23 protein-coding genes are annotated in these 26,578 nt (G+C 65.2%); 9 read left to right on the top strand and 14 right to left on the bottom strand.

The window, feature by feature from the left end:
- Positions 1-330: 330 nt before the first annotated feature.
- Positions 331-552, bottom strand: a complete 222-nt coding sequence (locus I7X12_RS19270) for a hypothetical protein (protein WP_198063948.1) — start codon at positions 550-552, stop codon at positions 331-333.
- Between the two features lie 404 nt (positions 553-956).
- On the opposite strand from I7X12_RS19270, the gene I7X12_RS19265 reads away from it, so the two are divergent.
- The 3 genes from I7X12_RS19265 (at position 957) to I7X12_RS19255 (ending at position 3,471) form a co-directional block, all read left to right on the top strand.
- The gene (locus I7X12_RS19265) at positions 957-1,388 is read left to right on the top strand and encodes a DUF5805 domain-containing protein (RefSeq protein ID WP_198061632.1); all 432 of its coding nucleotides are present in this window, start codon (positions 957-959) and stop codon (positions 1,386-1,388) included.
- Positions 1,381-2,406, top strand: coding sequence for a tyrosine-type recombinase/integrase (locus I7X12_RS19260; protein ID WP_198061631.1), 1,026 nt, complete (start codon positions 1,381-1,383; stop codon positions 2,404-2,406). Before I7X12_RS19265 ends, I7X12_RS19260 begins: the two co-directional genes overlap by 8 nt.
- 315 nt (positions 2,407-2,721) lie before the next feature.
- The gene (locus tag I7X12_RS19255) at positions 2,722-3,471 is read left to right on the top strand and encodes a glutamine amidotransferase (RefSeq protein ID WP_198061630.1); all 750 of its coding nucleotides are present in this window, start codon (positions 2,722-2,724) and stop codon (positions 3,469-3,471) included.
- Between the two features lie 149 nt (positions 3,472-3,620).
- Here I7X12_RS19255 and I7X12_RS19250 read toward each other — a convergent pair whose 3' ends face one another.
- Positions 3,621-4,244 (bottom strand): trimeric intracellular cation channel family protein, encoded by a 624-nt coding sequence (locus I7X12_RS19250; protein WP_232342926.1) that lies wholly within the window; start codon positions 4,242-4,244, stop codon positions 3,621-3,623.
- Between the two features lie 247 nt (positions 4,245-4,491).
- On the opposite strand from I7X12_RS19250, the gene I7X12_RS19245 reads away from it, so the two are divergent.
- The gene (locus I7X12_RS19245) at positions 4,492-5,766 is read left to right on the top strand and encodes an amidohydrolase (RefSeq protein ID WP_198061629.1); all 1,275 of its coding nucleotides are present in this window, start codon (positions 4,492-4,494) and stop codon (positions 5,764-5,766) included.
- 55 nt (positions 5,767-5,821) lie between these two features.
- On the opposite strand, the gene I7X12_RS19240 is transcribed toward I7X12_RS19245, so the two are convergent.
- On the bottom strand, positions 5,822-6,604 hold the full coding sequence (locus I7X12_RS19240) for an SDR family NAD(P)-dependent oxidoreductase (protein WP_198061628.1): 783 nt from the start codon (positions 6,602-6,604) through the stop codon (positions 5,822-5,824).
- A 188-nt stretch (positions 6,605-6,792) separates the two neighbouring features.
- On the opposite strand from I7X12_RS19240, the gene I7X12_RS19235 reads away from it, so the two are divergent.
- Complete coding sequence (locus I7X12_RS19235) at positions 6,793-7,875, top strand: phosphotriesterase family protein (protein WP_198061627.1); 1,083 nt, start codon at positions 6,793-6,795, stop codon at positions 7,873-7,875.
- A gap of 5 nt (positions 7,876-7,880) precedes the next feature.
- On the opposite strand, the gene I7X12_RS19230 is transcribed toward I7X12_RS19235, so the two are convergent.
- The 3 genes from I7X12_RS19230 to I7X12_RS19220 all read right to left on the bottom strand — a co-directional run bounded on the left by I7X12_RS19230 (position 7,881) and on the right by I7X12_RS19220 (position 11,250).
- Complete coding sequence (locus I7X12_RS19230) at positions 7,881-8,684, bottom strand: ATP-binding cassette domain-containing protein (RefSeq protein WP_198061626.1); 804 nt, start codon at positions 8,682-8,684, stop codon at positions 7,881-7,883.
- 42 nt (positions 8,685-8,726) lie between these two features.
- Entirely contained in the window at positions 8,727-9,959 is a 1,233-nt protein-coding gene (locus I7X12_RS19225) for a sugar ABC transporter substrate-binding protein (protein WP_198061625.1), read from the bottom strand.
- 286 nt (positions 9,960-10,245) lie between these two features.
- Positions 10,246-11,250 (bottom strand): ABC transporter permease, encoded by a 1,005-nt coding sequence (locus I7X12_RS19220; RefSeq protein WP_198061624.1) that lies wholly within the window; start codon positions 11,248-11,250, stop codon positions 10,246-10,248.
- Positions 11,251-11,496: 246 nt separating this feature from the next.
- Here I7X12_RS19220 and I7X12_RS19215 point away from each other — a divergent pair, with 246 nt between their 5' ends.
- Positions 11,497-12,252, top strand: a complete 756-nt coding sequence (locus I7X12_RS19215) for a glutamine amidotransferase (protein WP_198061623.1) — start codon at positions 11,497-11,499, stop codon at positions 12,250-12,252.
- 107 nt (positions 12,253-12,359) lie between these two features.
- On the opposite strand, the gene I7X12_RS19210 is transcribed toward I7X12_RS19215, so the two are convergent.
- Positions 12,360-13,535 (bottom strand): mandelate racemase family protein, encoded by a 1,176-nt coding sequence (locus tag I7X12_RS19210; RefSeq protein ID WP_198061622.1) that lies wholly within the window; start codon positions 13,533-13,535, stop codon positions 12,360-12,362.
- Between the two features lie 484 nt (positions 13,536-14,019).
- Here I7X12_RS19210 and I7X12_RS19205 point away from each other — a divergent pair, with 484 nt between their 5' ends.
- Positions 14,020-14,799, top strand: coding sequence for an IclR family transcriptional regulator (locus I7X12_RS19205; protein WP_198061621.1), 780 nt, complete (start codon positions 14,020-14,022; stop codon positions 14,797-14,799).
- Positions 14,800-15,237: 438 nt separating this feature from the next.
- On the opposite strand, the gene xacF is transcribed toward I7X12_RS19205, so the two are convergent.
- Positions 15,238-16,689: a 2,5-dioxovalerate dehydrogenase gene (xacF, locus tag I7X12_RS19200; protein ID WP_198061620.1), complete on the bottom strand. Its 1,452-nt coding sequence runs from the start codon at positions 16,687-16,689 to the stop codon at positions 15,238-15,240.
- A 155-nt stretch (positions 16,690-16,844) separates the two neighbouring features.
- Between xacF and I7X12_RS19195 the strand changes: the two genes are divergently transcribed.
- Complete coding sequence (locus I7X12_RS19195; RefSeq protein WP_198061619.1) at positions 16,845-18,083, top strand: mandelate racemase/muconate lactonizing enzyme family protein; 1,239 nt, start codon at positions 16,845-16,847, stop codon at positions 18,081-18,083.
- Between the two features lie 388 nt (positions 18,084-18,471).
- Positions 18,472-19,233 (top strand): IclR family transcriptional regulator, encoded by a 762-nt coding sequence (locus I7X12_RS19190; protein WP_198061618.1) that lies wholly within the window; start codon positions 18,472-18,474, stop codon positions 19,231-19,233.
- Positions 19,234-19,585: 352 nt separating this feature from the next.
- Here the strand turns inward: I7X12_RS19190 and thsA are convergent, their stop codons facing one another.
- From thsA to I7X12_RS19160, 6 genes are all read right to left on the bottom strand, one after another.
- Positions 19,586-21,268 (bottom strand): thermosome subunit alpha, encoded by a 1,683-nt coding sequence (gene thsA, locus I7X12_RS19185; protein WP_198063921.1) that lies wholly within the window; start codon positions 21,266-21,268, stop codon positions 19,586-19,588.
- A gap of 108 nt (positions 21,269-21,376) precedes the next feature.
- Positions 21,377-22,564 carry an oligopeptide/dipeptide ABC transporter ATP-binding protein gene (locus I7X12_RS19180; protein WP_198061617.1) on the bottom strand — a complete coding sequence of 396 codons (1,188 nt, stop codon included), beginning with the start codon at positions 22,562-22,564 and terminating at the stop codon, positions 21,377-21,379.
- A 3-nt stretch (positions 22,565-22,567) separates the two neighbouring features.
- A complete protein-coding gene (locus I7X12_RS19175; RefSeq protein ID WP_198061616.1) occupies positions 22,568-23,707 on the bottom strand; it encodes an ABC transporter ATP-binding protein in 1,140 nt (379 codons plus the stop codon).
- A 42-nt stretch (positions 23,708-23,749) separates the two neighbouring features.
- Complete coding sequence (locus tag I7X12_RS19170) at positions 23,750-24,775, bottom strand: ABC transporter permease (protein WP_198061615.1); 1,026 nt, start codon at positions 24,773-24,775, stop codon at positions 23,750-23,752.
- A gap of 2 nt (positions 24,776-24,777) precedes the next feature.
- A complete protein-coding gene (locus I7X12_RS19165) occupies positions 24,778-25,800 on the bottom strand; it encodes an ABC transporter permease (protein ID WP_198061614.1) in 1,023 nt (340 codons plus the stop codon).
- A 38-nt stretch (positions 25,801-25,838) separates the two neighbouring features.
- The gene (locus I7X12_RS19160) at positions 25,839-26,561 is read right to left on the bottom strand and encodes a YIP1 family protein (RefSeq protein ID WP_198061613.1); all 723 of its coding nucleotides are present in this window, start codon (positions 26,559-26,561) and stop codon (positions 25,839-25,841) included.
- Positions 26,562-26,578 lie beyond the last annotated feature (17 nt).

Below are 26,578 nucleotides of genomic sequence, written 5' to 3'. Positions count from 1 at the left end.
GGTTCTCAGACCCACGTGTGTGACCTCCCGAACGGAATCTTCCATTCTACGGCCGCAGGCGACCCGTTGCAAGGTGGTACCGCTTCCTGGGTGGGATAGCTTTTCGGACCGGACTTTACATCTATCGAGGCGCCTGACCCAGTCTCGAACGTCGTACGCTGTACATCGCATGTCGATATACACAAGGTAGCATCCACAGTCCCGAATAGAGGACGTGAGCATCGACCTCGAGGGGGAGTCGGGGCGATACGGGCCCCACGACCAAGCGCCGTCGGAGGGGGCAACCGGAGTCTCTCGCTCGATCACTGTGAAAGGGACAGTGCGCGTCGATCAGTCGGTCGCTTCCTCGGCCGAGGACTCACGCAGCAACTCCGATTCGTGTCTCCGCTCCTGTCTGATGTCGACTGCCAACCAGACGAACGCAGCGGCCACGATGATTATCACTCCCAGCACGGACGTCGCTGGTTCGGGGAAGAAAAACAGCACCAACCCCAGGATGATCGCGCCACTGACGCCGATCGCTTCCCACCACTTCTCCGCCTGGGAAACCATCCCTACAGTACCTCCTCGGAAGATCGAGCTCCGTGGTTCGAGTTTCTGAACATACGCAGTAGCACTATCGGCGTGTCTGACCATTGTAATCGCGACATTATCGACCCGCAGGGTCCGGACGGGGAAGCGAAAGACAACGATACGTCAACTATCTCTCGAATTCCCCGTACGATATCGATTCGAATTCGTACCGAAGTGACCAGCACGTCGGTCCACCGACCGAGGGTGGAAGCGACCCCACGGACTGCCGTGTCCGCTGCGTACGGTTATTTGTGAGTGGGCGTCTTCGGTTCATCGAGAGAACGTGTACGAACCCGTCGCTCTCCGGAAGATTCGGCAAAATAGCTCGTTTATCAGTGAACGTAGCGGTAGATTGATACTGGTGGCAGTACAGTGAGGATTCGATGGCAGAGTCCGACGTAGACACCTCTCGGACGGCGGTGCGGACGTACGTCCCGGCCTACCAACGCGAGGAGTGGGACGAACACGCCGAGGCGCTCGGGATGAGTCGCAGCGAGTTCGTGCGGACGATGGTCCAGGCAGGTCGGCGGGGCTTCGGCGGTGAAACAACGGGTTCTGACGGTTCCGACGGGACCGAGGTGAGCGCAGACTCGGACGCCAACGGGGCTTCTTCGGGCGCCGACTCCGAGGGCTCGGACCTCGAAGACAGGGTGGTCGACGCGTTGCGTTCGGACGACTACCTGTCGTGGGACCAGCTGCTCGAGGCGGTGACCGACGACATCGAAGCGGGGCTAGAAGACGCCCTCCAGCGGCTCCAGGCCGAGGGACAGATCACCTACAGCGGGCGCAACGGCGGGTACACTATCGATGAGTGAGGTCGAACGCGGGTCGGCCGACACCGAGGACCCTGTCGCGTACTTCCTCGACGACATCACGTTCCAGGGCAAGAGCCGGCGGACGAGAGACGCTTACGAGCGCGTCCTGCGGGAGTTCGAGGCGTATCTGACCGAGCGTACCCTCGGGCTCGACGAGGCGAACCACCGGGACTGCATGGCCTGGATCCACCAGCTACGCGGGTCGGTCGGCGAGAGCACGGTCGCCACGTACGCCTCCTATCTCCACCGCTTCTACGGGTACATGACCGAGGTCGGGGCCTTCGAGGAGAATCCGATGGCGCTCGTTCTGGAGGAGATCGACGAGTCGATCAACGTCGACCCCGAGCGGCGCGACATCACGGTCCCCGCGATGCGGTCGTTCGTGGGCGACGTGACCCATCCGCTGGACAGAGCCGTCGTGATGACACTGCTGAAGACGGGCGTGCGGGCCGGTGAACTGTGTAACCTCGACAGACGAGACCTGTCGCTGACCGAGGCGCCGTTCGAGTGGGACCATCGCCCGCAACTGGACGGCAAGCCCGATTCGATCTACGTCGACGACGCGCCGAGCGCGGGCGAGGAGTACAACGGCCAGCGGCGGACGGCGTCGAACAAACGCAAGCGAGCGACGACGATCCCCGTCGACGACGAGCTCGCCTCTGTGCTCGTCGAGTGGCTGGCCGTGCGACCGGATCCGCGGTCGGAGGCGGATCCCCTGTTCGTGAGCACGACCGACGAGTGGGGCAAACGCCTCACCCCGGACATGGTCCACCACATCGTCGAGAACCACGCACGCGACCAGGGGTGGTATCGAGACGGCGGCGGCGCCGAGGAGAACGTCACACCCCACTACTTCCGCCACTTCTTCACGACGCATCTCCGCGACCGCACCGGCGACCGCGGGATCGTCAAGTACCTCCGGGGCGACGTCGCCCAGGACGTCATCGATACCTACACCCACGACTGGGGCGACCGCGTTCGCCAGATGTACTCCGAGCACGTCTATCGACTCCTCTGAGCCGTCGTCGAAACGCACTCTCCGGTCGGAACTGTCAGAAAGCCGTTTGTTGGCCGATTCGAGCTCGTCCGCTGGTGAACACATAAACCACATTTGGCTATACCAAAATATCGCTCGACGGCTGCGGACGAACGGTCGAAGATCCCCGTCTCGGGCACATTCGCCGGGGATCTCGTCGACGTAGCGAAATCGCCCCGATCGAACGCCCGGATACCACTCCATCTCCCGCGAGCGGGAAAGCCGTCGTCCGAGATCGTGGGGGAGTGAGATCGACTGACACAAAATATAAATAGCAGTGTCCAGAGGTTCCGGTAGATGGACGTACTGTACATCGGCGACCACAAGCTACAGGCAAACGAGTACTTCGTCGGTGCGGACTCGTTCAAGATGTTTCACCAGAAGATCCGGGACTACGAGCCGCTTCTCGAGACGCTGGAGGAAGCGACGGACCTGTCCGTCGACTTCCTCGACGGCCCGGACACGATGACGGACTTTCCCCGGTCCGTCGAGGAACTGGCGGAGTACGACGCGCTGATCATCAGCGACCTCAGTCGCGGCACCCTCGAACCGCACTTCCACCCCGACAGCATCCCCGGGCCGAACCTCCTGCGAATCGTCCGGGACTTCGTCGCGGACGGTGGCGGCCTGGTGTACTGCGGCGGCTGGATGACGTTCCAGGGCTACCAGGGCGTCGGGAACTGGCACGGCACGCCGGTCGCCGACACGCTGCCCGTCGACATCCGACCGATCTACGACGACCGCGTGGAGCGTCCGGAGGGGGCGGCGGTGACGATCGAGGAGCCGGACCATCCCCTACTGGACTCCGTTGGCGACGATTCGCTACCGGTCGTCTACGGGTACAACGAGGTCGCGGGCGTGCGCGACGGCGCGACGGAGCTCGCCACGGTCGACGGGAACCCGCTCCTGGCCGTCTCCGAACACGGCGACGGACGCGTCGTCACTTACACGTCCGACCCCGGCATCCAGTGGGGCCTCGACCTGGTCGAGTGGGACGCCTACGACGAGTTCTGGCTCGACGCGCTCGAGTGGGCGACCCGGCAGTAGCCGCCGCCTCGCTCCCGGGACTCCGGGATGGACGTGCCATTTTCCGTCCGACCGCCGTCGAGACCGCCGAGCAACCGGTCGGGCGACCGCGACGTTCGGCCCCGTGTTGGGAGTCCGCTCTCGGAGGCAGCCGGCCTCTCGACCCGGAATCAGTCCGCGGTTCGGAGAGTCTGGGCCGTCGGCACCTCCCACCCGTACCTCACGGCGAGGACGCGGGTCCCGAACGTAACTGACACGCAGAGGAAAGCCGAGAGCTCTCCCGACGCACCGAGCTGGACTGCGAGCCAGTAGGCGAGACCACCCAGAAACGCGCAACTCGCGTAGAAGTCGTCGAGCAAGACGAAGGGGGACCGATCGAGGAGTACGTCCGCGAACGCCCCGCCGCCGACGGCGTTGACCACCGCGAGCGCGACGACGCCGAACCCGCCGATCTCCGCGTTCGTCGCGACGATCGCGCCTGCGGTCGCGAACGACGCGAGCCCGACCGCGTCCGCGGAGACCGTCACGGGATGGTCGTTTGCCGACTCGACGACGGCGCCGACGCCCACAGCCGCCACCACACCGAACGTTCCGACGGCGATCTCGACCGGTGAACTGAGCGCGAGCGGGACGCGATTCACCAGCAGGTCGCGCGTCGTCCCGCCCGCGAACGCGGTCACGAGACCGACGACGGCGACCCCGAAGAGGTCGAAGCGTTCGCGTATCGCCTTCGTCGCTCCGACGAAGGCGAACGCCGCGAGGCCGACCGCGTTGATGACTGGGAACGGATCCACTGGAATGGCGACAGTGGCGAGGACAATCACACTGTGTTCACCTGTGAACGGAGCGTCGGTCCCCACCGACCTATATCCCGCCGATCCCGCCGTCGGGCACGAGAACCGTGAGGCAGGTGCGACACCGACCGGCTGACCGGACCCTTCGGTCACTCTCCCGGGGGCGGGGAGTCCGCGTGTCGCCGACCGTTCGCCGGACGGAGCGAACGATTAAATATCGCGAGACAGTCTACTCGACGTATCTGCGATGACGTCAGAAGACCTGCCAGACGCGATCGACCTCCGACGCCGGTTGCACGAGTACCCGGAACCGTCGTGGTGTGAGTTCCGCACGACGAGTCGCCTCGTCGACCTCGTGGAGGCCGTCGGCGTCGACGAGTGCCACGTGGGCGAAGACGCAATCGACTCGGCGGCTCGGCTCGGCGTGCCCGACGAGGCAGTCCTCGACGAGTGGCACGAGAAGGCCGCCGAACGGGGCGCTCGTGACGACGTCCTCGACGCCGTCGAGGGTGGAACGACCGGGCTCGTCGCCGTACTGGAGCGAGGTGACGGTCCGGTCGTCGGCCTCCGCGTCGACATCGACGCCCTGCCGGTCGCGGAACCGACCGATGCCGACCACGAACCCGCTGCGAATGGGTTCCGATCCGCCGAGGAGGGTGTCATGCACGCCTGCGGTCACGACGCTCACATGGCCATCGGGGTCGGGACGCTCGCGGAGCTGGCGAACCGGGAGTTCGACGGGACGCTGAAGGTGTTCTTCCAGCCGGCCGAAGAGGTCCTCGGCGGTGGGTGCCCCATGGTCGAAGCCGGCCACGTCGACGACGTGGACTCGCTGTTCGCTGTACACGTCGGCTTCGGGTACCCGACCGGGACGGTCGTCGCCGGGGCCGAGGAGTTCCTGGCGATCCGCCAACGGCGGGCGACGTTCACGGGCGAGTCCGCACACGCGGGCGCGGCGCCACAGGACGGCAGGAACGCCATACGAGCGATGGCGACGGCAGTCGAGAACCTCCACGGGATCCCGCGACACGCGGACGCGCTCACGCGTGTGAACGTGGGCCGGGCCGAGGCCGGTCGGGCTTCGAACGTCGTCGCAGAGCGGGCGGTGATCGAGCTCGAGGCGCGTGCAGGGACCAACCCGGTGCTCGAAGCGATCGACCGACGCGTCGACGGCGTCCTCGAACACGCCGCGGGAATGCACGGCTGCGAGCTATCCGTCGAGACGATCGGGAGAGCGCCGCGGGTGGACAGCGACTCCGCCCTCGCGGCGGTTGTCTGCGAGGCTGCAACGTCCGTCTCGGCCGTCGAGGAGGTCCGTCGACGCGGCGCGTTCGGAGCGAGCGAGGACGCGACGTACCTCATGGACGCCGTCGCGGCGAACGGCGGCCAGTCGACGTACGTCGTCGTCGGGACCGACCATCCCAGCGGCCACCACACGCCCAGGTTCGACGTCGACGAGACGAGCGTCGATATCGGGATCGAAGTGCTCACAGGTGCTATCGAGGCCGAACTGTCTCCGTGACGCCACTCGGCTCGGCGCTCCCGGCCTCTCCCCGTCAGACCGCCGTGGACCCGCTTCAGAACACTTGCCAGCCGCCGTCGACCTGGAGCATCTCGCCCGTCACGTACCCGGCCTGCTCGCTGGCCAGGTAGAGATACGCGGGGGCGAGATCCGCCGGCGTGCCGGCTCGGCCGAGCGGGACCGGCTTGACGAGTTCGTCGTTCGCGACTTTCTCCCTGGCTTCGTCTGCCCAGCCGTCGGTCATCTCCGTCGCGATCTGACCCGGAGCGACGGCGTTGACGCGGATGTCGTGCTCGGCGAGTTCGAGCGCCGACCCCCGCGTGATCATCCGGATCGCGCCCTTCGAGGCGTCGTACTGGACCTGGTCGTACTGGGCGAGGTCGGAGCTGATCGAGGCCGTGTTGAGGACGACCCCGGGGTCGTCGCGGTCTATCATGTCGTTGGCCGCCACCTGCGTGCCGAAGAAGGTACCTCTGACGTTGACCGCGTGGATCCTGTCGAACGTCTCCGGGTCGACCTCCCGGATCGATCCGGAGACGATGATCCCGGCGTTGTTGACCATGACGTCGACGCCGCCGAACTCGCGAGCCGCTGCCACGAGCGTCTCCAGTTGGTCGACGTCGGTCACGTCGGTCCGGACGAACTCGGCGTCACCGCCCTCGTCGCGGACGACCTCGTGAGTCGGGACGTCACCGTCTTTCGGTTCCGGACGGAGGTCGGCGACGATAGTCGTCGCACCGGCCGCCCCGAACTGCAAGGCGATCTCCCGGCCGATACCCGACGCCGCACCAGTGACGACGACTGTCTCTCCGTCGAACCGTGGGTTGAGCTGTCCCATGCGTGAGTGATGCACCGGGCACCCCTTTAGCCTTTGTTGCGCGTCGCCGTCCGTCGCAGTGTCGGCGCGGCGGCTCGTCTCCCTCGCACCGCCGCGTGCGGACGACGGCCAGTCCGTCGCCCGGAGCCACGACTGTCAGGCGTGTGTCCCATCAGTAGCTTCTTAGAAGCGCCCGTCGAAGAGGGACTATGCCGACCGACGCAGGCACGGTAGTGACTGTTACCGGACGTATCGATCCCGACGAGCTGGGGATGGTGATGACCCACGAACACGTCTTCCTGGACATGGTGACGGGGTGGTTCACCCGACCGACGAAGCCCGAGGCCCAGCGGCTCGCGCGAGAGCCGGTCACACTCGAAAACCTGGGGTACGTCCGCACGAACCCGCTGAAGAACAAGGACAACATGCGTCTCGAGTCCACGGAGGAGGCGATCGAGGAACTCGAGCAGTACTACCGCGCCGGTGGGACGACGATAGTCGACGTCACGCCAAAGAGCGCCGGGGCCGACCCGGAGCGGGTCCGGCGGATCGCGCGGACGACCGGGATCCAGTTCGTCCACGGGACCGCCTACTACACTCGCCCGTCCCACACCGACCACGTCGACGACTCGACGCGCGAGGAACTCGAAGCCGAGTTCGTCGACGACGTCCGGTCGGGGATCGCGGAGACGGACGTTCGAGCCGGACAGATCGGCGAGATCGGCCTCTCGGGGACCATCCACCCTCAGGAAGAGAAAGTCCTGCGAGCGGGAGCGACCGCGGCCCGTCGGACGGGTGCGTCGCTCAACATCCACCCGCCGCTGTTCGGGCCCGACCCCTCTCCGGCCGCTGCCCTCGAAGCGCTGGACATCGTCGAAGCGGAGGGGCTCCCACTCGAGAGGGTCGTGGTCAGTCACATGGATCAGGACCACGACGCCATGCAGGACCTCTCGACGCACGAGCGGATCGCCGACCGGGGCGCGTACTTGGAGTTCGACGAGTGGGACGCCTGGGACATGTACATGGCCGACGACGACCACGCGTACCCGTCCGACGCCACTCGGGTCGACGCGGTCGTCGAACTGGTCGACGCCGGCCACGCGGACCGACTCCTGTTCAGCCACGACGTCTGCACGAAGATGCAGCTGACGAAGTACGGCGGGAAGGGCTACGCGTACATCCCGGAGCAGGTACTTCCGTGGCTCCGTGCAGAAGGGGTGTCGGAGACCGCTATCGAGGCGATCGTCGAGGAGAACCCCAAGCGCGTCCTCAGCTTCGTCGAAGCCGAGTAGCGCTCTCAGTCGGCGCTCGTCGCGGTGTCGTTCGGTGCCGTTCGCACTTCGTCGATCGGGTTGCCGGCGATCATCATCTCGACGACCTCGTCTTCGGTCACGTTCGAACTTTCGACCGTCCCGACGCGCTCCCCGTTGTGGAGGACCGTGAGCCGGTCGGTGAGCGAGAAGATCTCCTCGAAGGAGTGGCTGATCAGCAACACGGAGATCCCCTCGTCGCGAAGCGTCTTGACCAGGTCGGTGACGCGCTCTGCGGCGTCGGCCGAGAGCGCCGAGGTCGGCTCGTCCAGGATGATCAGGTCGGGATCCGTGATCAGGGCCCGGCCGATCGCGACCGCCTGTCGCTCACCGCCCGAGAGGAACTCGACCTTCGAGTCGATCGGGACGTCGAAGTTCAGTCGGTCCTGTAGCGTCGCCTCCGCTTCCTCGCGCATCCCTTTCCAGTCGATCACCGGGATCAGCCCGCCCAGCTTTCGGGTCTTCGTCCGACCGAGGAAGATGTTGGCGTCGACCGTCTGCTGGTCGACCAGTGCGAGGTCCTGGTAGACGGTGGCGATCCCGTGAGCCTGTGCCTCTTTGGGGCTGTCGATGGTGACTCGCTCCCCGTCGATCCGGATCTCCCCCTCGTCGGGCTGGTGGATGCCGACGAGCGTCTTGACGAGAGTTGACTTGCCGGCACCGTTGTCGCCGACCAGTCCCATAATCTCGCCGTCTCGGATGTCGAGGTCGACGTCGTTCAGCGCCCGGATCCGACCGAAGCGTTTCCCGATACCTCGCATCTCGACGATCGGTTGGTCGTTGTCAGACATGGTGGGTGGAGCGTGTGGTGTGGTCGTGATACATAGTTCCGTTCAGGCCACGTCGGTGATCCAGTTGCCCCAGAGGTAGTCCGCGTCGAAGTTCTCCTCGGTGACTCTCACCGAGTTCGTGCGGAACCAGGGCACGTCGTCGACGTCCTCGGTCTCCTGTACCTCTCCCGGTGCCCACACGTTCTCGGCCCAGATGTCCTTGCCCGTGGCGTCCTGTGCGGCCGACGACTCGAACGACATCGCGTCGCTCTCGACCGAGTCACCGGGACCGGGGAGGACGCTCTCGTCTTTCCCCGCGTCGAGGTACTCCTTGATGTAGTGGAGCGTGATCGGGCCGTAGAAGTGGACCGGCTGGTCGATCGCGACGTCGACGAACCCGTCGTCGATGGCGGTCAGCGTCGTCGACCCGGCGTCGATCTGGGAGACGATCTTGTGACCGTCCTCGCCCTTGGGGACTTTCATGTCCTGGCGGTCGAGAGCGTTGAGCGTCCCGTTGCCGGTCGTGATGGCGTGGCAGACGAACCCGTCGATGTCGGAATCGCTCTGGAGGAAGTTCGTCACCTTCGTCGTCGTGTCCTGGCGAGTGTTGTTCGTGATGATCTCCCCGGCGATCTCCACGTCGTCGTACTGTTCGAGGCCGGCCACCGTTCCCTCGTGGCGGGCGACGCCGAGTTTCGCCGACTGTTGGATCATCACCTCGACGAGGCGCCCCTCGGGCGCACCGTTTTGCGCTTCCAGTTGCGCCACGGCGTTCTCGGCCGCACGCTGACCCGCTTCGTAGTTCCCGAACGCCGTGTAGAGGTTGAGGTCCGAACTCGACGCGACCGAGTCGACGCTGAACGTGGGGATGCCCTGGTCCGCGGCGTCCTCGACCGGCCCTGCCATGGCCTCCGAGTCGAAGGGATTGACCACGAGAGCGTCGATATCGCTGTTGATGAGGTTTCGGGCGACGGTCACCTGTCGCGTCGGGTCGAGCTCCCCGTCTCCGATGTTCAGTTCGACCCCGAGCTCGTCGGCGTACCACTCGGACGCGCGAGCGAGCGCGGTGAACCACGAGTTCTGCAGCCCGCCGATCTGGAACCCGATCGTGTAGTCGCCGTCACCGCCGGAGTCGGTGCTGCCGACGGTCGACCCCGAGCCGCCGTCGGAGCTCTGTTCTCCGTCCGTCGGAGTGGAATCCGATTCGCCGCTACAGCCGGCCAGCCCGGCCGCTACGATCGTGCCCGCAGTACCCACACCTTTCAGAAAGGTGCGCCGCTTGTGACTATCTTCCATACACAGAGCGTAGATACCAGCCAGGTATTTAAATTTTGGGTAGTGTGTGTATAGTTCGAGGATAGACCTAATATGTGGACGTACGTTTCTGTAGTTCTCGTTTCTGTAGACACGTGTCATTGCCGGCCCGATAGTACGGTCGGAGGTGGTGGCCCTGTCGTCGGCGCTCGGATCGGCGACGTCCGAGTACCGAGACCGGGCCGACTCGCGAGTTCGCGGTGTCTCGTCGACGAGGCCGAGCGGATTCGCGCGGTCGAAAAGGAGTCGTGCGCTCGGCCCGGCCGTCTCAGACCTGTAGCTTCGCTTTCCGGTACTTCTCGATCCCGGTGTACAGTAGGATGGCGACGAGCAGGATGACCCCGTTGGTCATCCGGATGAGCGTCGGCTGGACCTGCAGCATCACCAGGCCGGCTTCGATGGTGCCGAGTAACAGGACGCCGCCGAGGGCGCCGAGGATGTTCCCACGTCCACCGAAGATACTGATGCCCCCGATGATGGCAGCCGCGAACGCGGGGAACATCTGGTTCTCCCCGAGCGACGGCGTCGCCGCCCCCAGGAAGCCGGTGAACAGCAGGCCGGCGAGGCCGCTGAAGATTCCCGAGAGCACGTAGACCGAGAGGATGACTCGCTTGGTGTTGATCCCCGCTTCACGAGAGGCCTGTTCGTTACCACCGACCGCGTAGATCGAGAGCCCGAACGGCTGGTACTTCAGGACGAAGCCCACCAGGGCGAACGCGGCGAACAGGATCAAGACAGCGAACGGGACGCCGGAGACGATATCACCGCCCCCGACGAAGAGATACGACTCCGGGAGTTCGGTGATCGGATACGTCGACGCCGCGATCGTCGCGCCGCGGAAGATGATGAAGAAGGCGAGCGTCTGCAGGAAGGGATTCACGCCCAGATACGCGACGGAGACGCCGTTCAGTAGCCCGATGGTTCCGCCGACGAGGAGTATCACGGCGATCCCGACGATCCCCGGCGCACCGGGGAACCACTGGGTCATGAACAGCCCGGTGATCATCGCGGAGAACCCAGCGATCGATCCGACCGACAGGTCGAAGTGGCCGCTCAGTAGACAGATCGACTCACCGAGCGCCAGCATCCCGAGGGCCGCACTCGAGAGCAAGAGGAACCGGATGTTCCCGGAAGTGAAGAACGATTCCGGGAGGAGGAACGCGAAGGCGACGAACGTCGCTATCAGGATTGGCCACACCAGATTGTCGAGGAAGAGCAGGACCAGGTCGTCGTTTGCCCCGTCCTCGCCGACCACCTTGTCGACGACAGACATCACGACCCCCCTCCCGAGGGACTCGGCTCCACTGGATCTGCTACCGATACCGAAGTACGATGGCACGTCATGAGTACACTGACGATGCGAACGAAGGGTACAAAAAGATTTTCGATATCCGGATGAGAGCTTCCACTCGACACCCGGTTCCGAAACACCCCGTTCGGTTTGAGTACGGCACCGAGACGGTGAAGCAAGATGCCTACCGCCGAAAGAATTAAATTTTCCAGTGCTATCGATAGCTGTATGAGTGCAGTTAGCGCACTGTTAGTCGGGGAGTCGTGGCAGACGATCGAGTTCCACGTGAAGGGGTTCGATCTGTTCTCGAGTTCGAGTTACACCGAAGCCATCGACTACCTCGAGGCCGCACTGGCTTCCAACGAGATCGACACGACGTACCAGCCGTGTCACGTCGCTGCCTCGTCGTTCCCGGAGACGGCTGCGGAGTTGGGAGCGTACGACGTGGTCGTCCTGAGCGATATCGGATACAACACGCTCGCGGTCCCTCCCGAGACGTTCGGCGACGGAACGCGACGGCCCGATCGGCTCCGCCTGATCGACGAGTTCGTCCGCGACGGTGGCGGGCTGTTGATGATCGGCGGCTACCTCTCCTTCCAGGGGATCGACGGGCGAGCCAACTACGCGGGGACGGTCGTCGAAGACGCTCTCCCGGTCACTATGCAACGGACTGACGACCGGGTCGAACGATCCGACGGTGTCTACCCGGACGTGGTCGAGCCCGACCACCCGGTCCTCGCGGACACTCGGGACGACTGGCCCGACTTTCTCGGGTACAACCGATTCGAGGCGGACGAAGACGCTCGCGAACTCGTTCGTATCGACGAGGACCCGTTCTTGGTGGTCGGCGACCACGAGTCCGGTCGGTCGGCGGCGTTCGCCAGCGACTGCGCGCCCCACTGGGGCCCGATGGAGTTCGTCGAGTGGGAGAGTTACCCGACGCTGTGGGCCAACCTCGTCCGCTGGCTCGCGGGCGACCGCTGATCGGAGCGTCGTCGCCGCGGTCGTCTGATTCGTGTTCTTCGGGACGCTCGCGGGGGAGGGGAGACGAAGCGGAACCGGTGGCCTGACAGCACCGACTCCCGGAGCGGCTACTCGTAGACGTGGAGACTACCGGTCTGATTCGCTTCGATGTACTCCCAGTCGTACTCGACGCCGAGGCCGGGGCCGTCGGGAACCGGGACCGTCCCCTCGTCGTCGATAGTGTCGATCATGTCCGAGTAGTCGCCTTCGTACACGGGCGGCTGGGTGTTCGAGCAGTCCGGATGGACGAGTGCGAGTTCGTAGTAGTTGGCGTTCCGCGCGGCGGCGATGCAGTGGCGCTGGGCTGGGCCCGGCGCGTGGAACTCGACGTCGAGGCCGAATCCCTCGGCGACGCGGGCCCGCTTCATCGCGCCGGTGATCCCACCGTCGTATTCGGGGTCGGCACGGACGAAGTCGGTCGCTTCGTTGGCGACGAAGTCCGTAGCGGGCTCCAGGCCGCGGACGTGCTCGGTCTGGAGGATCGGGGTGTCGAGCTGCTGGCGGAGTTTCCGGTGTCCGTGTTGGGAGATCCCGCCGTCGCGATACGGGTCCTCGTACCAGTAAAAGCCCTCCTCGTCGAGCGCGCGGCCGAGTTTCAGCGCGTCGGCGAACGTCTCGAGTTCGCACGCCGGGTCGTGCATGAGATCCATCTCGTCGCCGACACGCTCGCCGACGGCGTGGACCGCTTCGATCTCGCGGTCGAGGTCTCGCAGCTCGTCGCCGCCACCCCAGCCGTGGATCTTGAACCCACCGTATCCCATCTCCAGGCACGCCTCGGCGAAGTCGGCGAACGCCTCCGGCGAGTCGAGGCCGCCTTCGTCGTCACCGTGGTACGTCGAAGCGTACGCCGGGAGGCGCGTGCGGTAAGTACCGAGGAGTTCGTGGATCGGAGCGTCGTAGTACTTGCCAGCGAAGTCCCAGAGGGCGATGTCGATCGGTCCGATCCCCATCCGGTCGTACTTTCGAAGGGCGCGCTTGGCTTCGCTCCAGAGCTTCTCGCGTTCGAGGGGGTCCTTCCCGATCAGATAGTCGGCGAACGTGTTGATCTGTGCCGCTCCCGGTGAGTTCCCGCCGACGTACTCACCGGCGATCCCCTCGTCGGTGTGGACCCTGATCGCGAAGAGCTTCCGCTCCGTCGTCGACCCGGGCTCGTACACGAGATTGAATCCGTTCCCGTCGACCCCGACGTCGCGGAGCGGGTAATTGAATTCGACACTCTCGATTTTGATTATCTCTGGGCTCACACCACCACTGTCCCAGTAACAATATAAAACTCCTCGGATTCGTTCGACACGAAACCGTGAGAACCGTCGCCGGGCCGACGCTCTCGATTACCGACTCCCCCTGGCCGTATCGTCACGCGGTGACCGAGCGATCTCGTCGTTCCACCTCTCTCAGCCCGTGACTCCGCATTCGAAGGTTCGTCCCAAATATTCGGACGCATTTTCTGGGTGCTCGCTAACGATACCCACGAAAGAGGCCATGCCGAGATTCACCCCTCGAAACGTACGAAATAACGGGACGACCGACTCCTGTTCTCACCGAGATGCGTCGGTCCGTCGCACCCGATCGTCATCCTGGCGACCCACTGGCCGGAGACGTGATACCAGTGGCCGGCACCGGGCCGGTCAGTTGCTGGGCTCGACTCGACGCTCCGGGAGTCCAGAATACTGGAACGGCCGTATCGGCACACAACATATATATGTCTCCGTCCGAATCCGTGGATCAGTGACCGACACCACTTCCCAAGACGACGGAACCCAGTCGCTCTCGGTCGTGCGACAGGCATTCGAAATACTCGAACACCTCACCGACGTGGAGTCGACGGGAGTGACCGAACTGGCGAACGAACTGGACGTTCCGAAAACCACGGCCCACTCCTACCTCAAGACACTCGAGAACACCGGTTACGCGATCAACGAGGACGGACGATACCGGCTTTCGCTCCGGATCCTTCGACATGCGGGGCAACTCCGGCACTCGTTTACCCTCTACCAGGTGGGCCGCTCTCAGGTCGACAGGCTCGCGCGCGAGACGGGTGAGGCCGTGAACCTCGGCGTCCCGGAGGGTGGTGAACGAGTCATCATCTACGGGGCCGAGGGGGAGAACGCGATCTGGGACGACGTACCGATCGGCTCGCGGACCCCGCTCAACCTCACGGCCATCGGAAAAGCGATCCTGTCACACTGGTCCGAGCCCAGGCTCCGGGCCTTTCTGGACGGGCAAGGCCTCGGCGAAGCGACGGAACACTCGCTCAGCGACGAGGACCGCATCGTAGCCGAACTCGAGGAGACCCGAGAGCGAGGCTACTCCGTCGAAGACGAAGAACACATCGTCGGCGTCCGAGCGTTCGGGATGCCGATCAAGCAAAGCGATGGGACCGTCATCGGGGCGATGTCGATCACCGGGCCGACCTCACGACTGTCTCAGACGGAAACGGAAAAACAGCTGGTCAACGAGTTGCGCGAGACGGTCAACATAATCGAGCTTCGACACGAGCAGTACTGACCGGCCGCCCGTCCATCTCCGCAACGGTGGTGTGGAACGAGATTACAGTCGTAGTGCTGTTATTCCAAATTATTACACTCGTAGTGTTGTAATGGGAATTCGGTCGAGCGGGTCGACGCTACTCTGATTCGGAACTTACGTTTTGTATAGATGAACAGCAGTTCGACTACGTGATGTGGTAGACGAAACACATAGATCGGGCAATATAACCAATATTAGTGCCTCTGTGCTGGTCCTAACAGACGTGTTAGGTCAAATAAGTGGATTATATGGATTCAACAATGTGGAACGTTTTGGAAACGTCGCGGCCTACACGGGCCAGAGGAGGGCTCTGCTGCTAGTCGGTCGAGATCGGACGAACGGAACGGATCGATATCCGAGATTGACGGACGCGGCCGTTCGTCGAAGCCGTTCGCGGTGGCGAACGGGTGGTGAGGTCTACGTGTTGAGGTAGACCGTCTTGATCTCGGTGAAGAAGTCGAGACCGGCGTCGCCCTGCTCGCGGTAGGTGTTGGTCGAGGAGTCCTTCACGCCGCCGAAGGGCACGTGAAGCTCGAGACCCGTAGTCTTCTCGTTGACCTTCGCGACACCGGCTTCGGTGCGCTCGACGAACTCGTGGGCCTCGTTCAGGTCGTCGGTGACGACCGACGAGGAGAGACCGTACTCGCTGTCGTTGGCGGTCTCGATGGCGTCGTCGAAGTCCTCGACTTCGGTGACGGCGAGGACCGGGCCGAACACTTCCTCCTGGAAGATGCGCATGTCGCGCTCGACGTCGGAGAAGACCGCAGGGGTGACGTAGTAGCCGTCGTCGTACTCGTCGCCTTCGAGACGCTCGCCGCCGGTCTCGTGGGTCGCGCCCTCGTTGGCCGCTACGTCGACGTATTCGAGCGTGGATTCGAGCTCACTCTGGGTCACGTGGGGACCCATGCCGGGGTCCTCGACGCCGGGACCGATGTCGATGGACTCGGCGTACTCGACGATGCCCTCGACGAACTCGTCGTAGACGTCCGTGTGGACGATGGCGCGGGAGCAGGCGGTACACGCCTGGCCGGTCACGCCGAACGCGCCGGCGCCGACGATTTCGACCGCTTCCTCGACGTCCGCGCTGTCCGTGATGATGGCGGGGTTCTTGCCGCCCATCTCGGCCTGCGCGCGGGCCATGTTGTCGGTGGCCGCGTCGTAGACGTGGTGGCCGACCTCGGAGCTGCCGGTGAACGAGACGGCGTCGATGCCGTCGTTCGAGGTCAGCTCGGCACCGACGTCGCTGCCGGAGCCGGGGACGAAGTTGATGACGCCGTCCGGGAGACCGGCGTCTTCGAGCGCCTGCACGATGGCGCCGGCGGGACCGGGTGCGGCCGAGGCGGGCTTGAGGACGATCGCGTTGCCCGTCGCGAGGGCGGGGGCGATCTTCCAGGCCGGGATGGCGATGGGGTAGTTCCACGGCGTGACGAGGCCGGCGACGCCGAGCGCCTCGCGCTTCGTGTAGACCGACGTGCGGCCGCCGCTCGGACCCTTGCGCTTGCCCGCGTTGTCCGCGGCCTTCGAAGCGTAGTAGTAGAAGATGTCGATGGCTCGCTGGACCTCACCGCCAGCTTCCGAGAGCGTCTTACCCTCTTCGCGGGAGAGCTGCTCGGTCAGTTCCTCCTTGCGCTCTTCGAGGACCGCACCGGTCTCGCGGAGGATCGCGCCGCGGTCCGGTGCCGGCATCGCTTCCCAGTCGCCCTGGGCCTCGTTGGCGGCGTCGATAGCCTTCTGGGCGTCCTCGGTGGAGCCTTTGGCGTACTCGGCGACCGTCTCGCTCGTGTCGGCCGGGTTCTCGACCGCGAACGTGGACCCGTCCTCGGCCGGGACCCACTCGCCGTCGATGTACAGGTTCGTTGTCTCTGTCATGCACGTAATCGGTCGTCTGGCGGCCACTTACGAGTTTCCATACAGGACACGACCTGCCTCGATCTCGATCGCTCGCACGGGTGCCACGCGGTGGGACGATCGGCCGAGCGGATGTGGGAAACTTTAAGCGAGTTACGTCTGGACCTATACTCGTCATGGTCGACTTCGACAAGATCAGCGATCCGAACGCTGAATACACGATGCGGGACCTCTCCGCGGAGACGATGGGCGTCGAGAACGAGCGCGGCGGCACACGCGACGCGGAGATCACCGACGTACAGACCACGATGGTCGACGGCAACTACCCGTGGATCCTCGTGCGCGTCTACACCGACGCCGGCCCGGTCGGCAACGGTGAGTGTTACTGGGGCGGCGGCGACACCGCCATCATCGAGCGGATGAAGCCGTTCCTCGTCGGCGAGAACCCCCTCGACATCGACCGCCTCTACGAGCACATGATCCAGAAGATGTCCGGCGAGGGCTCCATCTCCGGGAAGGTCATCTCCGCTATCTCCGGCGTCGAGATCGCCCTGCACGACGTTGCGGGCAAGCTCACCGACCTGCCGGCCTACCAGCTGCTCGGCGGCAAGTACCGCGACTCCGCGCGCGTCTACTGCGACCTCCACACCGAGGACGAAGCCAACCCGCAGGCCTGCGCCGAAGAGGCCGACCGCGTCGTCTCCGACCTGGGCTACGACGCCATCAAGTTCGACCTCGACGTGCCCTCGGGTCACGAGAAGGACCGTGCCAACCGCCACCTCCGGCCCGGCGAGATCGAGCACAAGGCAGAGATCGTCGAGGCGACGACCGAAGCCGTCGGCGACCGCGCCGACGTGGCCTTCGACTGCCACTGGTCGTACGCCACTGGCAGCGCCAAGCGCCTCGCCAAGCGCCTCGAAGAGTACGACGTGTGGTGGCTCGAGGACGTCGTGCCGCCGGAGAACCACGACGCCCAGCGCGAAGTCACGCAGTCGACCGCGACCCCGCTGGCCACCGGCGAGAACGTCTACCGCACCCACGGCAACCGCGACCTCATCGAGAACGAAGCCATCGACATCATCGCCCCCGACATCCCGCGCGTCGGCGGCATGCGCGAGGGCCGCAAGATCGCAGCCATGGCCGACATGTACTACATCCCCGTCGCCATGCACAACGTCTCCTCGCCCATCGGCACGATGGCGTCCGCGCAGCTCGCCGCGGCCATCCCGAACTCTCTTGCCGTCGAGTACCACTCCTACGAGCTCGGCTGGTGGGAGGACCTGGTCGAAGAGGACAACCTCATCGAGGAAGGTCGGATGGAGATCCCCGAAGAGCCCGGTCTCGGTCTGACGCTCGACTTCGACACCGTCGAGGAGAACATGGTCGAAGGCGAGACGCTGTTCGACGAAGCGTAAGCTTCGTCGGGCACGCTGAGCTTTGCTCAGCGGAGTTTGACGAGGCCTAAGCCTCGTCAAGCCGGCGAATCTTCGATTCGACTCGTTCGACGAGGCCTGCGCCTCCTCGTGCCGGCGACGCTTCGCGTCGACACGTGCGACGGAGGCTATGTCCCGTCGAACCACCCGACCGTCGGTCCACCCCGAGCGGACCCGGCACAGGTAGAGCCGTTTTCCACGTTCCGATGCGTTCTCTCGAGCGACGTCACACGAAAAGACGTGTCACTCGTTCGAACACTCTGGCCGCGAAACGGCGATATCTCCCGATCCGCACCGACGAGATCGAAACGATACAGAACGAAGTTCGGAGGAAGGGAACAGGTAAGTGCGACGGCGCGAATCCTTCCGTATGGACGAGCCGAAACACCCGGTCACGACGGTCGACCGAACGTTACAGATCGTCGAGATCATCCAGGAACTCGACGGTGCGGGCGTCTCGGAGGTCGCAGAGCGGGTCGACGTGGGCAAGAGCGCGGTGCACAACCACCTCAACACGCTCGCCAATCGCGAGTACGTCGTCAAGGAGGGCGACGAGTATCACATCGGCCTCGCGTTCCTCGGGCTGGGCGCGTACGCTCGCAAGCGCAACGAGATCTTCGACGCCGCCCACGCCGAGGTCGACAAGCTCGCCGACGAGACGGGCGAACTCGTCAACCTCCTCGTCGAGAAGAGCGGCCAGGGCATCTACCTCTACCAGGCTCAGGGCGACAACGCCGTCGAACTCGACACCTACGAGGGCAAGCGCGTCAACCTCCACTGCACCGGCCTCGGAAAGGCCATCCTGGGCTTTCGCCCCGAAGACGAAGTCGAGGCGATCCTCGACGACCACGGTATGCCCGCCGAGACCGAACACACCATCACCGATCCCGACACGTTCTTCGAGGAGCTCGCCGAGGTCCGCGAGCAGGGCTACGCCATCGACGAGGAGGAACGGCTCAACGGCCTCCGCTGCGTCGCCGCGCCTATCACCGACGACGACGACCGCGCCATCGCCGCCATCAGCGTCTCTTGCCCCGTCCACCGCGTCGACGACGACCGCTTCTACGAGGAACTCCGACAGGCGGTGCTGGGCGCCGCCAACGTCGTCGAACTGGAACACAACTACTCCTAGAACCCATCTTTTTCCGCCGGGGGTTTCCTCGCTCGGCCTTCGGCCTCGCTGCGGGAACCCCCGAACGCAAAAACATGGGTGAAAAAGGCGCGGTCTCACTCCGTTCGGCCGCGTGAACCGGCGCGCGGAGCGCGCCGGATGCTGGTACCGCAACAGAACGGACACACTTTCAGATACCGAACGGCGGGAAACAGAAAGAAAACGTCCGCGCGCCACAGGCGCGCGGTTCACCGGTCGCAAGGGAGCGGAGCGACCGCAGCGACCGGCCTTTTTCACCCATGTTTTTCGCGGGTGGGTTCCCCGCAGGCGCGCGGAGCGCGCCGAGGAAACCCGCCCGCGAAAAAGATGGTCTTCACATCATGCCGCCCATGCCGCCGCCCATGCCGCCGGCACCGCCGGGCGGACCGCCCGCACCGCCTTCGTCCTCGTCCTCGCCGCCGACCGAGAGGTCGCCGGCGGAGATCACGTCGTCGATGCGGAGGATCATCGTCGAGGCGTCGACCGCGGAGTTGACGGCCGTGGTCTTGACGCGCAGCGGCTCGACGACGCCGTCCTCGAACATCTCGACGAGTTCGCCGGTGTCGGCGTCGATGCCGACGTTCACGTCGCCGCCGTCGTGGCGCGCGGTCATGTCGACCAGCGCGTCGATGGCGTCGTGACCGGCGTTCTCGGCGAGCGTTCGGGGGCCGTCCTCGAAGGCCTCGGCGAAGGCCTCGACGGCGAGTTGCTCGCGGCCCTCGACGGAGTCGGCCTCCTCGCGGAGCGCGAGCGACGCCTCGATCTCCGGGGCGCCGCCGCCCGGCAGGACGTGGCCGTCCTCGATGGCGGCGGAGACGACACCGACGCTGTCGACGACCGCCCGCTCGACCTCGTCGAGGACGTGCTCGGTGCCGCCGCGCAGGAGGATCGTCCCGATGCCCTCTTCGGGGAGGTCACCGAAGACGACCGTCGATTCGTGGTCGGCCTGCCGGCGGACGGTCACGTCGCGGATGACCCGCTCGTGGACGCTGCCGGCGTGGCCGAGGTGGTCGGAGGTCAGCAGCTTCAGGTCGCCGACGCGCTCGGCGCCCGTCGCGGCCGCGACGCGCTGGCGCTTGTCGTCGTCGACGCGGCGGAAGGCCGTGATGCCGTGCTCGACGAGGAGTTCGGCGGCGTACTCGTCGATGCCGCCGTCGGCGAGGACCACGTCGGCGCCCGCCTCGACGATCGCGTCGACCTTGTCCGACAGCTCGGACTGCTCGCGCTCGACGAAGCCCTGCAGGTCGGCCATGTCGCCGACCGACGCTTCCGCGCCGACCTCGCTCTCGGAGACCTCGATGTCGCCCTCGTAGACGAGGACGTTCGCGTCGTCGAGGTCGCGGCTCATGTTCTGGTGGACCGGCTCGATGTCGAAGAGGACCCCCTCGACGAACTCCGAGTCGTCGATGGAGGCGCCGTAGAACTGACGCACGTCGACGGCGTCCTGGTCGACGGTCCCGTCCTCGCGGACCGCGGCGCGGACGGCGCTGACGACCATCTCGGAGAGCAGGTCCTTGGCGGTCTCGGCGCCCTTGCCGGTCATCGCAGTGCCGGCGACCTGTTCGAGTACCTCGGTGTCGTCGGGGTCGACCTCGGTCGCGATGTCCTCGAACACCTCGGTGACCGTCTCGGCGGCGTGGCGGTAGCCCGCGACGATCGAGGTCGGGTGGATGTCCTGTTCGAGCAGTTCCTCGGCGTTGCCGAGCAAGGCGCCGGCGAGGATGACGGCGGAGGTAGTGCCGTCGCCGACCTCCTCCTCCTGGGTCGTCGCCACGTCGACGACCATGTCCGCGGCGGGATGGTCGACGTCCATCTCCTCCAGAAGTGTCACCCCGTCGTTCGTGACGACGACGTTGCCGCCCTGGTCGACGAGCATCTTGTCCATCCCTCGGGGGCCGAGGGTCGTTCGGATCGTCTCCGCGACTGCACGCCCTGCCTCGAGGTTCATCGACCGGGCGTCCTCGCCCGACGTGCGCTGGCTTTCGTCGGAGAGGACCACCATCGGTCCGTCGGCCATCTGTCGTGCCATGTGTGCTCACAACCGCGTCTGGCAGAAATAAGATTTGCTTTCGGTGCGTCGCGACCGGCGATCGACGGCGAACCGCGAGAAGAGGGCATCTCCGACTCAGTCGCCGAACGTCGAGGAGTCCTGCGCGTCGTACTCGTCGGCCTCGGCGTCGGCCAGTTCCGCGCTGTTCCAGTACTCGTGGGTCTCCAGCGCTCGGAAGCAGGCGGCGTCGCTCTCGCCGGCGGTGTCGAACCGCTCGGGTTCTTCCTGCGTGCAGACCTCGCGGGCCTCCGGACAGCGGGTGTGGAACTTACAGCCCGAGGGTGGGTCCTCGGGGTCCGGGACGTCCACCTCGCGGACCGGCGGGTCCTCCTGGATCCGCTCTTTGGCCAGGTCGGGGTCGACCGTCGGCGTCGACCACTTCAGGACCTTGGTGTACGGGTGAGTCGGGTTCTGGAGGATCTCGTCGGGCGGCCCGATCTCGACGATCTCGCCGAGGTACATGATGGCGATGCGCCCGCCGGCGCGCTTGGCGAGATACCGGGCGTTGGCCAGGTCGTGGCTGATGAAGACGTAGGAAGTGTCGAACGTCTCCTGCAGGTCGAGGATCAGGTCCATCATCCCGACGCGCAGGCTCACGTCCAGCGCCGAGATGGCCTCGTCGGCCAGGATCACGTCCGGGTTCATCAGCAGGGCGCGACCGAGCGCGACGCGCTGTTTCTCCCCGCCCGACAGCTGGTGGGGGTAGCGCTCGGCGTAGTCCTCCGGCGGCATCATGTCCACGAACTCCAGGAAGCGATAGATCGTGTCCTCGCGTTCCTTCGGTCCCAGCTCGGTCCGGTACTTCTTGAGCGGGTCCGAGAGGATCGCCTTGACGCGTCGCGAGGAGTTCAGCGCGTTGGCGGGGTCCTGGTGGATGATCTGCATCGAGCGCCGGATCTCGGTGAACTCGATGTCGGCGCCGCGAGGGTTCTCCTTTGCGTCCCAGATGTCCTGGCCGCGGTAAGAGATCGACCCGCTGGTAGGCTGTTCGAGGCCGATCGCGGTCTTGCCCAGCGTGGTCTTGCCACAGCCCGACTCGCCGACCAGGACGACGATATCGTTGTCGTAGAGGTCGAAGCTGACGCCGTCGACCGCGCGGACCTTCTTGTCGGTCAGCGCTCGCTTGACGATCCCGCCGGGTGTGTAGTGGACGTTCACGTCGTCGAGCGACAGGATCGGTTCGTCGTCCGGTACGTCGGTCGCCGGCTCGTCGGCGGTCAGGTCGTCCGCTGGGTCCTCCGCCGTGGGTTCGTCTGTACTCATCGGTTAGTCCTCCGTGGTCCCGTGGTCGAGACTGTACGACAGCTCGTTGCGGGCCTGGTCCGAGTAGAAACACGCCGTCTGGTGGTCGTCGCCGACCGATACGAGGTCGGGGTCCTCGATCTCACAGCGGTCGTCGGCGACCGGACACCGCGGGTGGAACGAACACCCCGTCGGGATGTTCACCGGGTCCGGTCGCGCGCCCTCGATGGGCTCCATCTCGTCGATGTCCGATTCGATGCTCGGCACCGAACGCAACAGCGCTCGGGTGTAGGGATGGGCGGCGTCTTTCAGCAGCGACCGCGTGTCGCCCACCTCGATGAACTCGAAGGAGTACATCACGCCGATACGGTCCGACAGCCCGGCGACCAGCGGCAGGTCGTGCGTGATGAAGACGATGGTCAGCTCGAACTCGTCGCGCAGCTCCCGCAGCATCGAGATGATAGAGCGCTGCATGAGCAGGTCGAGCGCCGCCGTCGGTTCGTCCATCACGAGCACCTCGGGTTCGAGCACCAGCGCGAGCGCGATGAGCGCGCGCTGTTTCATCCCGCCCGACAGTTCGTGGGGGTAGGCGTTCATCACCCGGTCTGGGTCGAGGTGCAGTGCTTCGAAGAGGTTCCGGACGTGCTCCATCCGCTCGTCGAGGACCGCGTTGTGGGCCTGGATGGTCTCGTGGAAGTGGCCCTTGATCTTCATCGTGGGGTTGAACGAGTTCATCGCCCCCTGGAACACCATCGACACCTCCTCCCAGCGGAAGTTGTCGAGTTCGCCCTCGCTCATCCCGAGCACGTCGATGGAGTCGTCCCCGACGGCGTCGTACGAGCCGATCTGGTCGGCGCTGGGCGTCTCGTCGCTCTCGTCTTCCCTCGGGTAGTAGGTCACGTCGCCCGAGAGGTGGCCGGGATCCTCGACGGCGTCCATCAGCGCGGCCGCGAACATCGACTTGCCCGAGCCGCTCTCCCCGACGACGGCGAGGATCTCCTCGCGTCGTACGTCCAGGCTCACGTCGTTGAGCACCCACGCCTGACCGCGTGACATCCCGAACTGTACTCGGGCGTCGTCCACGCTCATGACGATGTCGTCGTCCGGGTCGTCGCCCTCCGTCGTCTCTTCCTCGGTCGATTGGTTCGGTTGTCCGATTGCCATGTCAGCGTCCCTCCGGTCGAGTCGTCGGTTCGCGAGCGGTCATCAGAGGTCACCCGCTCCGTCCTGTTCGTCCTCCGGGACCGTCTCGGAGTGGCGCGCCAGCAGGCGCGGGTTGAACACCCGGTCGAGCCCCTGCGAGAAGAGGATCAGCGAGAAGCTCACGCCCGAGATGGCCAGCAGCGGGAACAACATCCAGTGGCCCGCGCGGCCCGGCGCCGAGATCGCGTTGCCCTGCTGGTAGGCCAGCTGCATCATCACGCCCCAGTTGAACGAGTTGAACGGGAGCACGCCGATGAAATACAGCGCGACCGACTGGAAGATGACCGCGACCGCGGCGCCCGCCGCGGAGACGAGCACGAACGGCGCGACCTTCGGGACGAGCTCCTGACCGACGATAGTCGGCGTCGAGAGCCCGATCGACCGGGCCGCCTCGACGAAGTCCTCCTCGCGTAAGGACAGCACCTGCGAGCGCAACATCCGGGCCAGCCCCGGCCACTGGTCGATCGCGATGATAGTCCCGACGATGAAGGGGTCCTGGGGCGAGAAGATCGCCGCGAGGACGATGATCAGCGGAAGCCCCGGCAGCGTGATGAACACGTCGGCGATCGTCATCAGGACCGTGTCGACGACGCCGCCCTTGTAGCCCGCGATCATCCCGACGAGCACCGCGATCCCGATGGAGAAGACGATCCCGGCCAGCGCCATCTTCATCATCGCCGGCGTCGAGTGGACGAGCGTCTTGAACACGCCCCGTCCGAGGTTGTCGGTCCCCAGGGGCATCGACCAGTCGACGAACGGCTGGAGGTAGTACGGCCCCTCGTTGATCTGTGGCGGTGGGACCAGCCAGACGCCGACCGTGCCCATCAGGAGGTAGAACAGCACACCCACGCCACCGATGCGCGTCCGCCAGTCCGACCACGCGACGCGGAACGGCGTCGCGATGTAGAAGTCGAACGCGCGGCGGGCGCGCTCGGCCGGCGGCGTCCGTCGGCGCTCGACCTCCTCGTCGGTGCCGAAGATGCTCTCCTGCGTGACGCCTCCGTCGCTCCGTGGTTCGTTCTCGGACATCGTTAGAAGCTCTCCCTGGACGCACCGGTCCCTGCTCGCGGGTCGATGAGCCCGTAGGTGAAGTCGGCGATCAGGATCGCGGTCACCGTGATCGACGAGAAGAAGACGAACGCGGCCATCACGAGCGGGTAGTCCTGACTGACCGCCGCCTCGAGCATGAACCAGCCGACGCCGTGGTACTGGAAGATGACCTCGGTGATGACGTTCGAGCTGAACATCCCCGCGATGCCGAGCATGAACCCGGTGTAGATCGGGAGGATGGAGTTGCGGGTCAGGTACCGCGTCAGGATGCGGTTCGTGCCGAGCCCGCGCAGCCGCGCCGACCGCAGGTAGTCCTCACCGATGACCCGCACGGACAGCGCCCGCATCCCGATCGCCCCGCCGGCGAAGCCGACGATGAAGTTAGAGAGGATGGGCAACGCCGCGTGTCTGGCGATCCCCACCATGTACTCGACGTTGAAGCCGGGCGTCGCCGCCGGCGGCGCGCGGCCGCCGGTCGGGAACAGGCCCCACTGGAACGCCAGCACCGACAGCATCACGATCGCGGCCACGTAGTAGGGGATCGACCGCATGACGAGCACGAACACCGTCAGCCCGGAGTCGATCTTGGTCCCCTCGTGCCAGGCCATGAACACGCCCACCGCGATGGTGGCCGTGAAGCCCAGCAGGAGTCCGTAGACGCTCAGGAAGATCGACCACGGCATCCCCCGAAAGAGGATGTCGAAGACGGGGTCCTGGAACAGGATCGACTCGCCGAAGTCCTGGTACAGGATGATGTCCCGAAGCCACTCGTAGAAGGCGATGGGAATCGGCGTGTCGGGGTTGATCCCCGTCAGTTGTTCGGCCATATCCCCGACCTCCTGCGTGTCGACGGGCTGGCCCCGCTGTTGCATCTGCTGGACCCGGTCGGCGATGATCGCCTCCACCGGCCCACCCGGAACGAGTCTGTACAGTGCGAACGTGATGAACATCCCCACGACGAACGTCACGATCGCTTGCGCGAATCGGCGTATGTAATAGTTCATACTGTGTGTTGGTGTGTCACAACTTCTTAATTCTTCTGTCAGAGCGCAGTGAAGACGCTGTAGGCGATGTAGAGGACGTAGCCGACGGTCGGGACGGCGGCGACCTTGTAGGCCTCGCTCGTCGTCAGGTCTCGCACGTCCTTGATCGCGTAGGCGCCGATGTACCCGGTCCACAGCGCGAAGACGATCCCGAGGGCGGTCGCCGCGAGGACGACCGTCTCACCGCTGGCCTGGGACCAGACGAACGCCGACACCTCGTCGGCCAGGCTCGTGGTGATCGTGATGTCCTCCTCGGTGACGTCTATCGTCGTCGACGCGTAGGCCATCGCCGCGGTGTGGATGACGTTCCCGATCAGGACCGGGAGCAGCGCCCACGCGGTTCGCTTCATCGTCACGTACGTCGTCCCGATCGTCGTATAGAGCCAGGCGACGTAGTACATCCCGACCCCGAACCAGACCCACAGCAGGAACGCGCCCAGCAGCGGCTCGATGACCCGTTGCTGGAGCTGGAAGCGAACCTGGTCGTTGATGACGACCGCGTCGAAGGGGTCGAACTGGAAGATCAGCTCCTGGAGCATGACGTAGTTGCCCACGAGCCCGATCAGGCCGGCGACCAGCACCAGCGCGAACTCCGATTTGACCCGGCGACTGCCGATGTACTCGTCGTAGAACCGCTCCGGGTCGGTCAGCAGCGTCCGGTACAGACCCAGCGTCCTGCTGATGTACGAGCCCGGATTCCGAACCGCGTTTGAAACACCCATGATGTATCCTCCAGATA

Source organism: Halosimplex litoreum (genome assembly GCF_016065055.1).
Lineage (GTDB): Archaea > Halobacteriota > Halobacteria > Halobacteriales > Haloarculaceae > Halosimplex > Halosimplex litoreum.
Note: the sequence above shows the minus strand (reverse complement) of the source record. Positions and strands in the feature narration are given on the sequence as shown.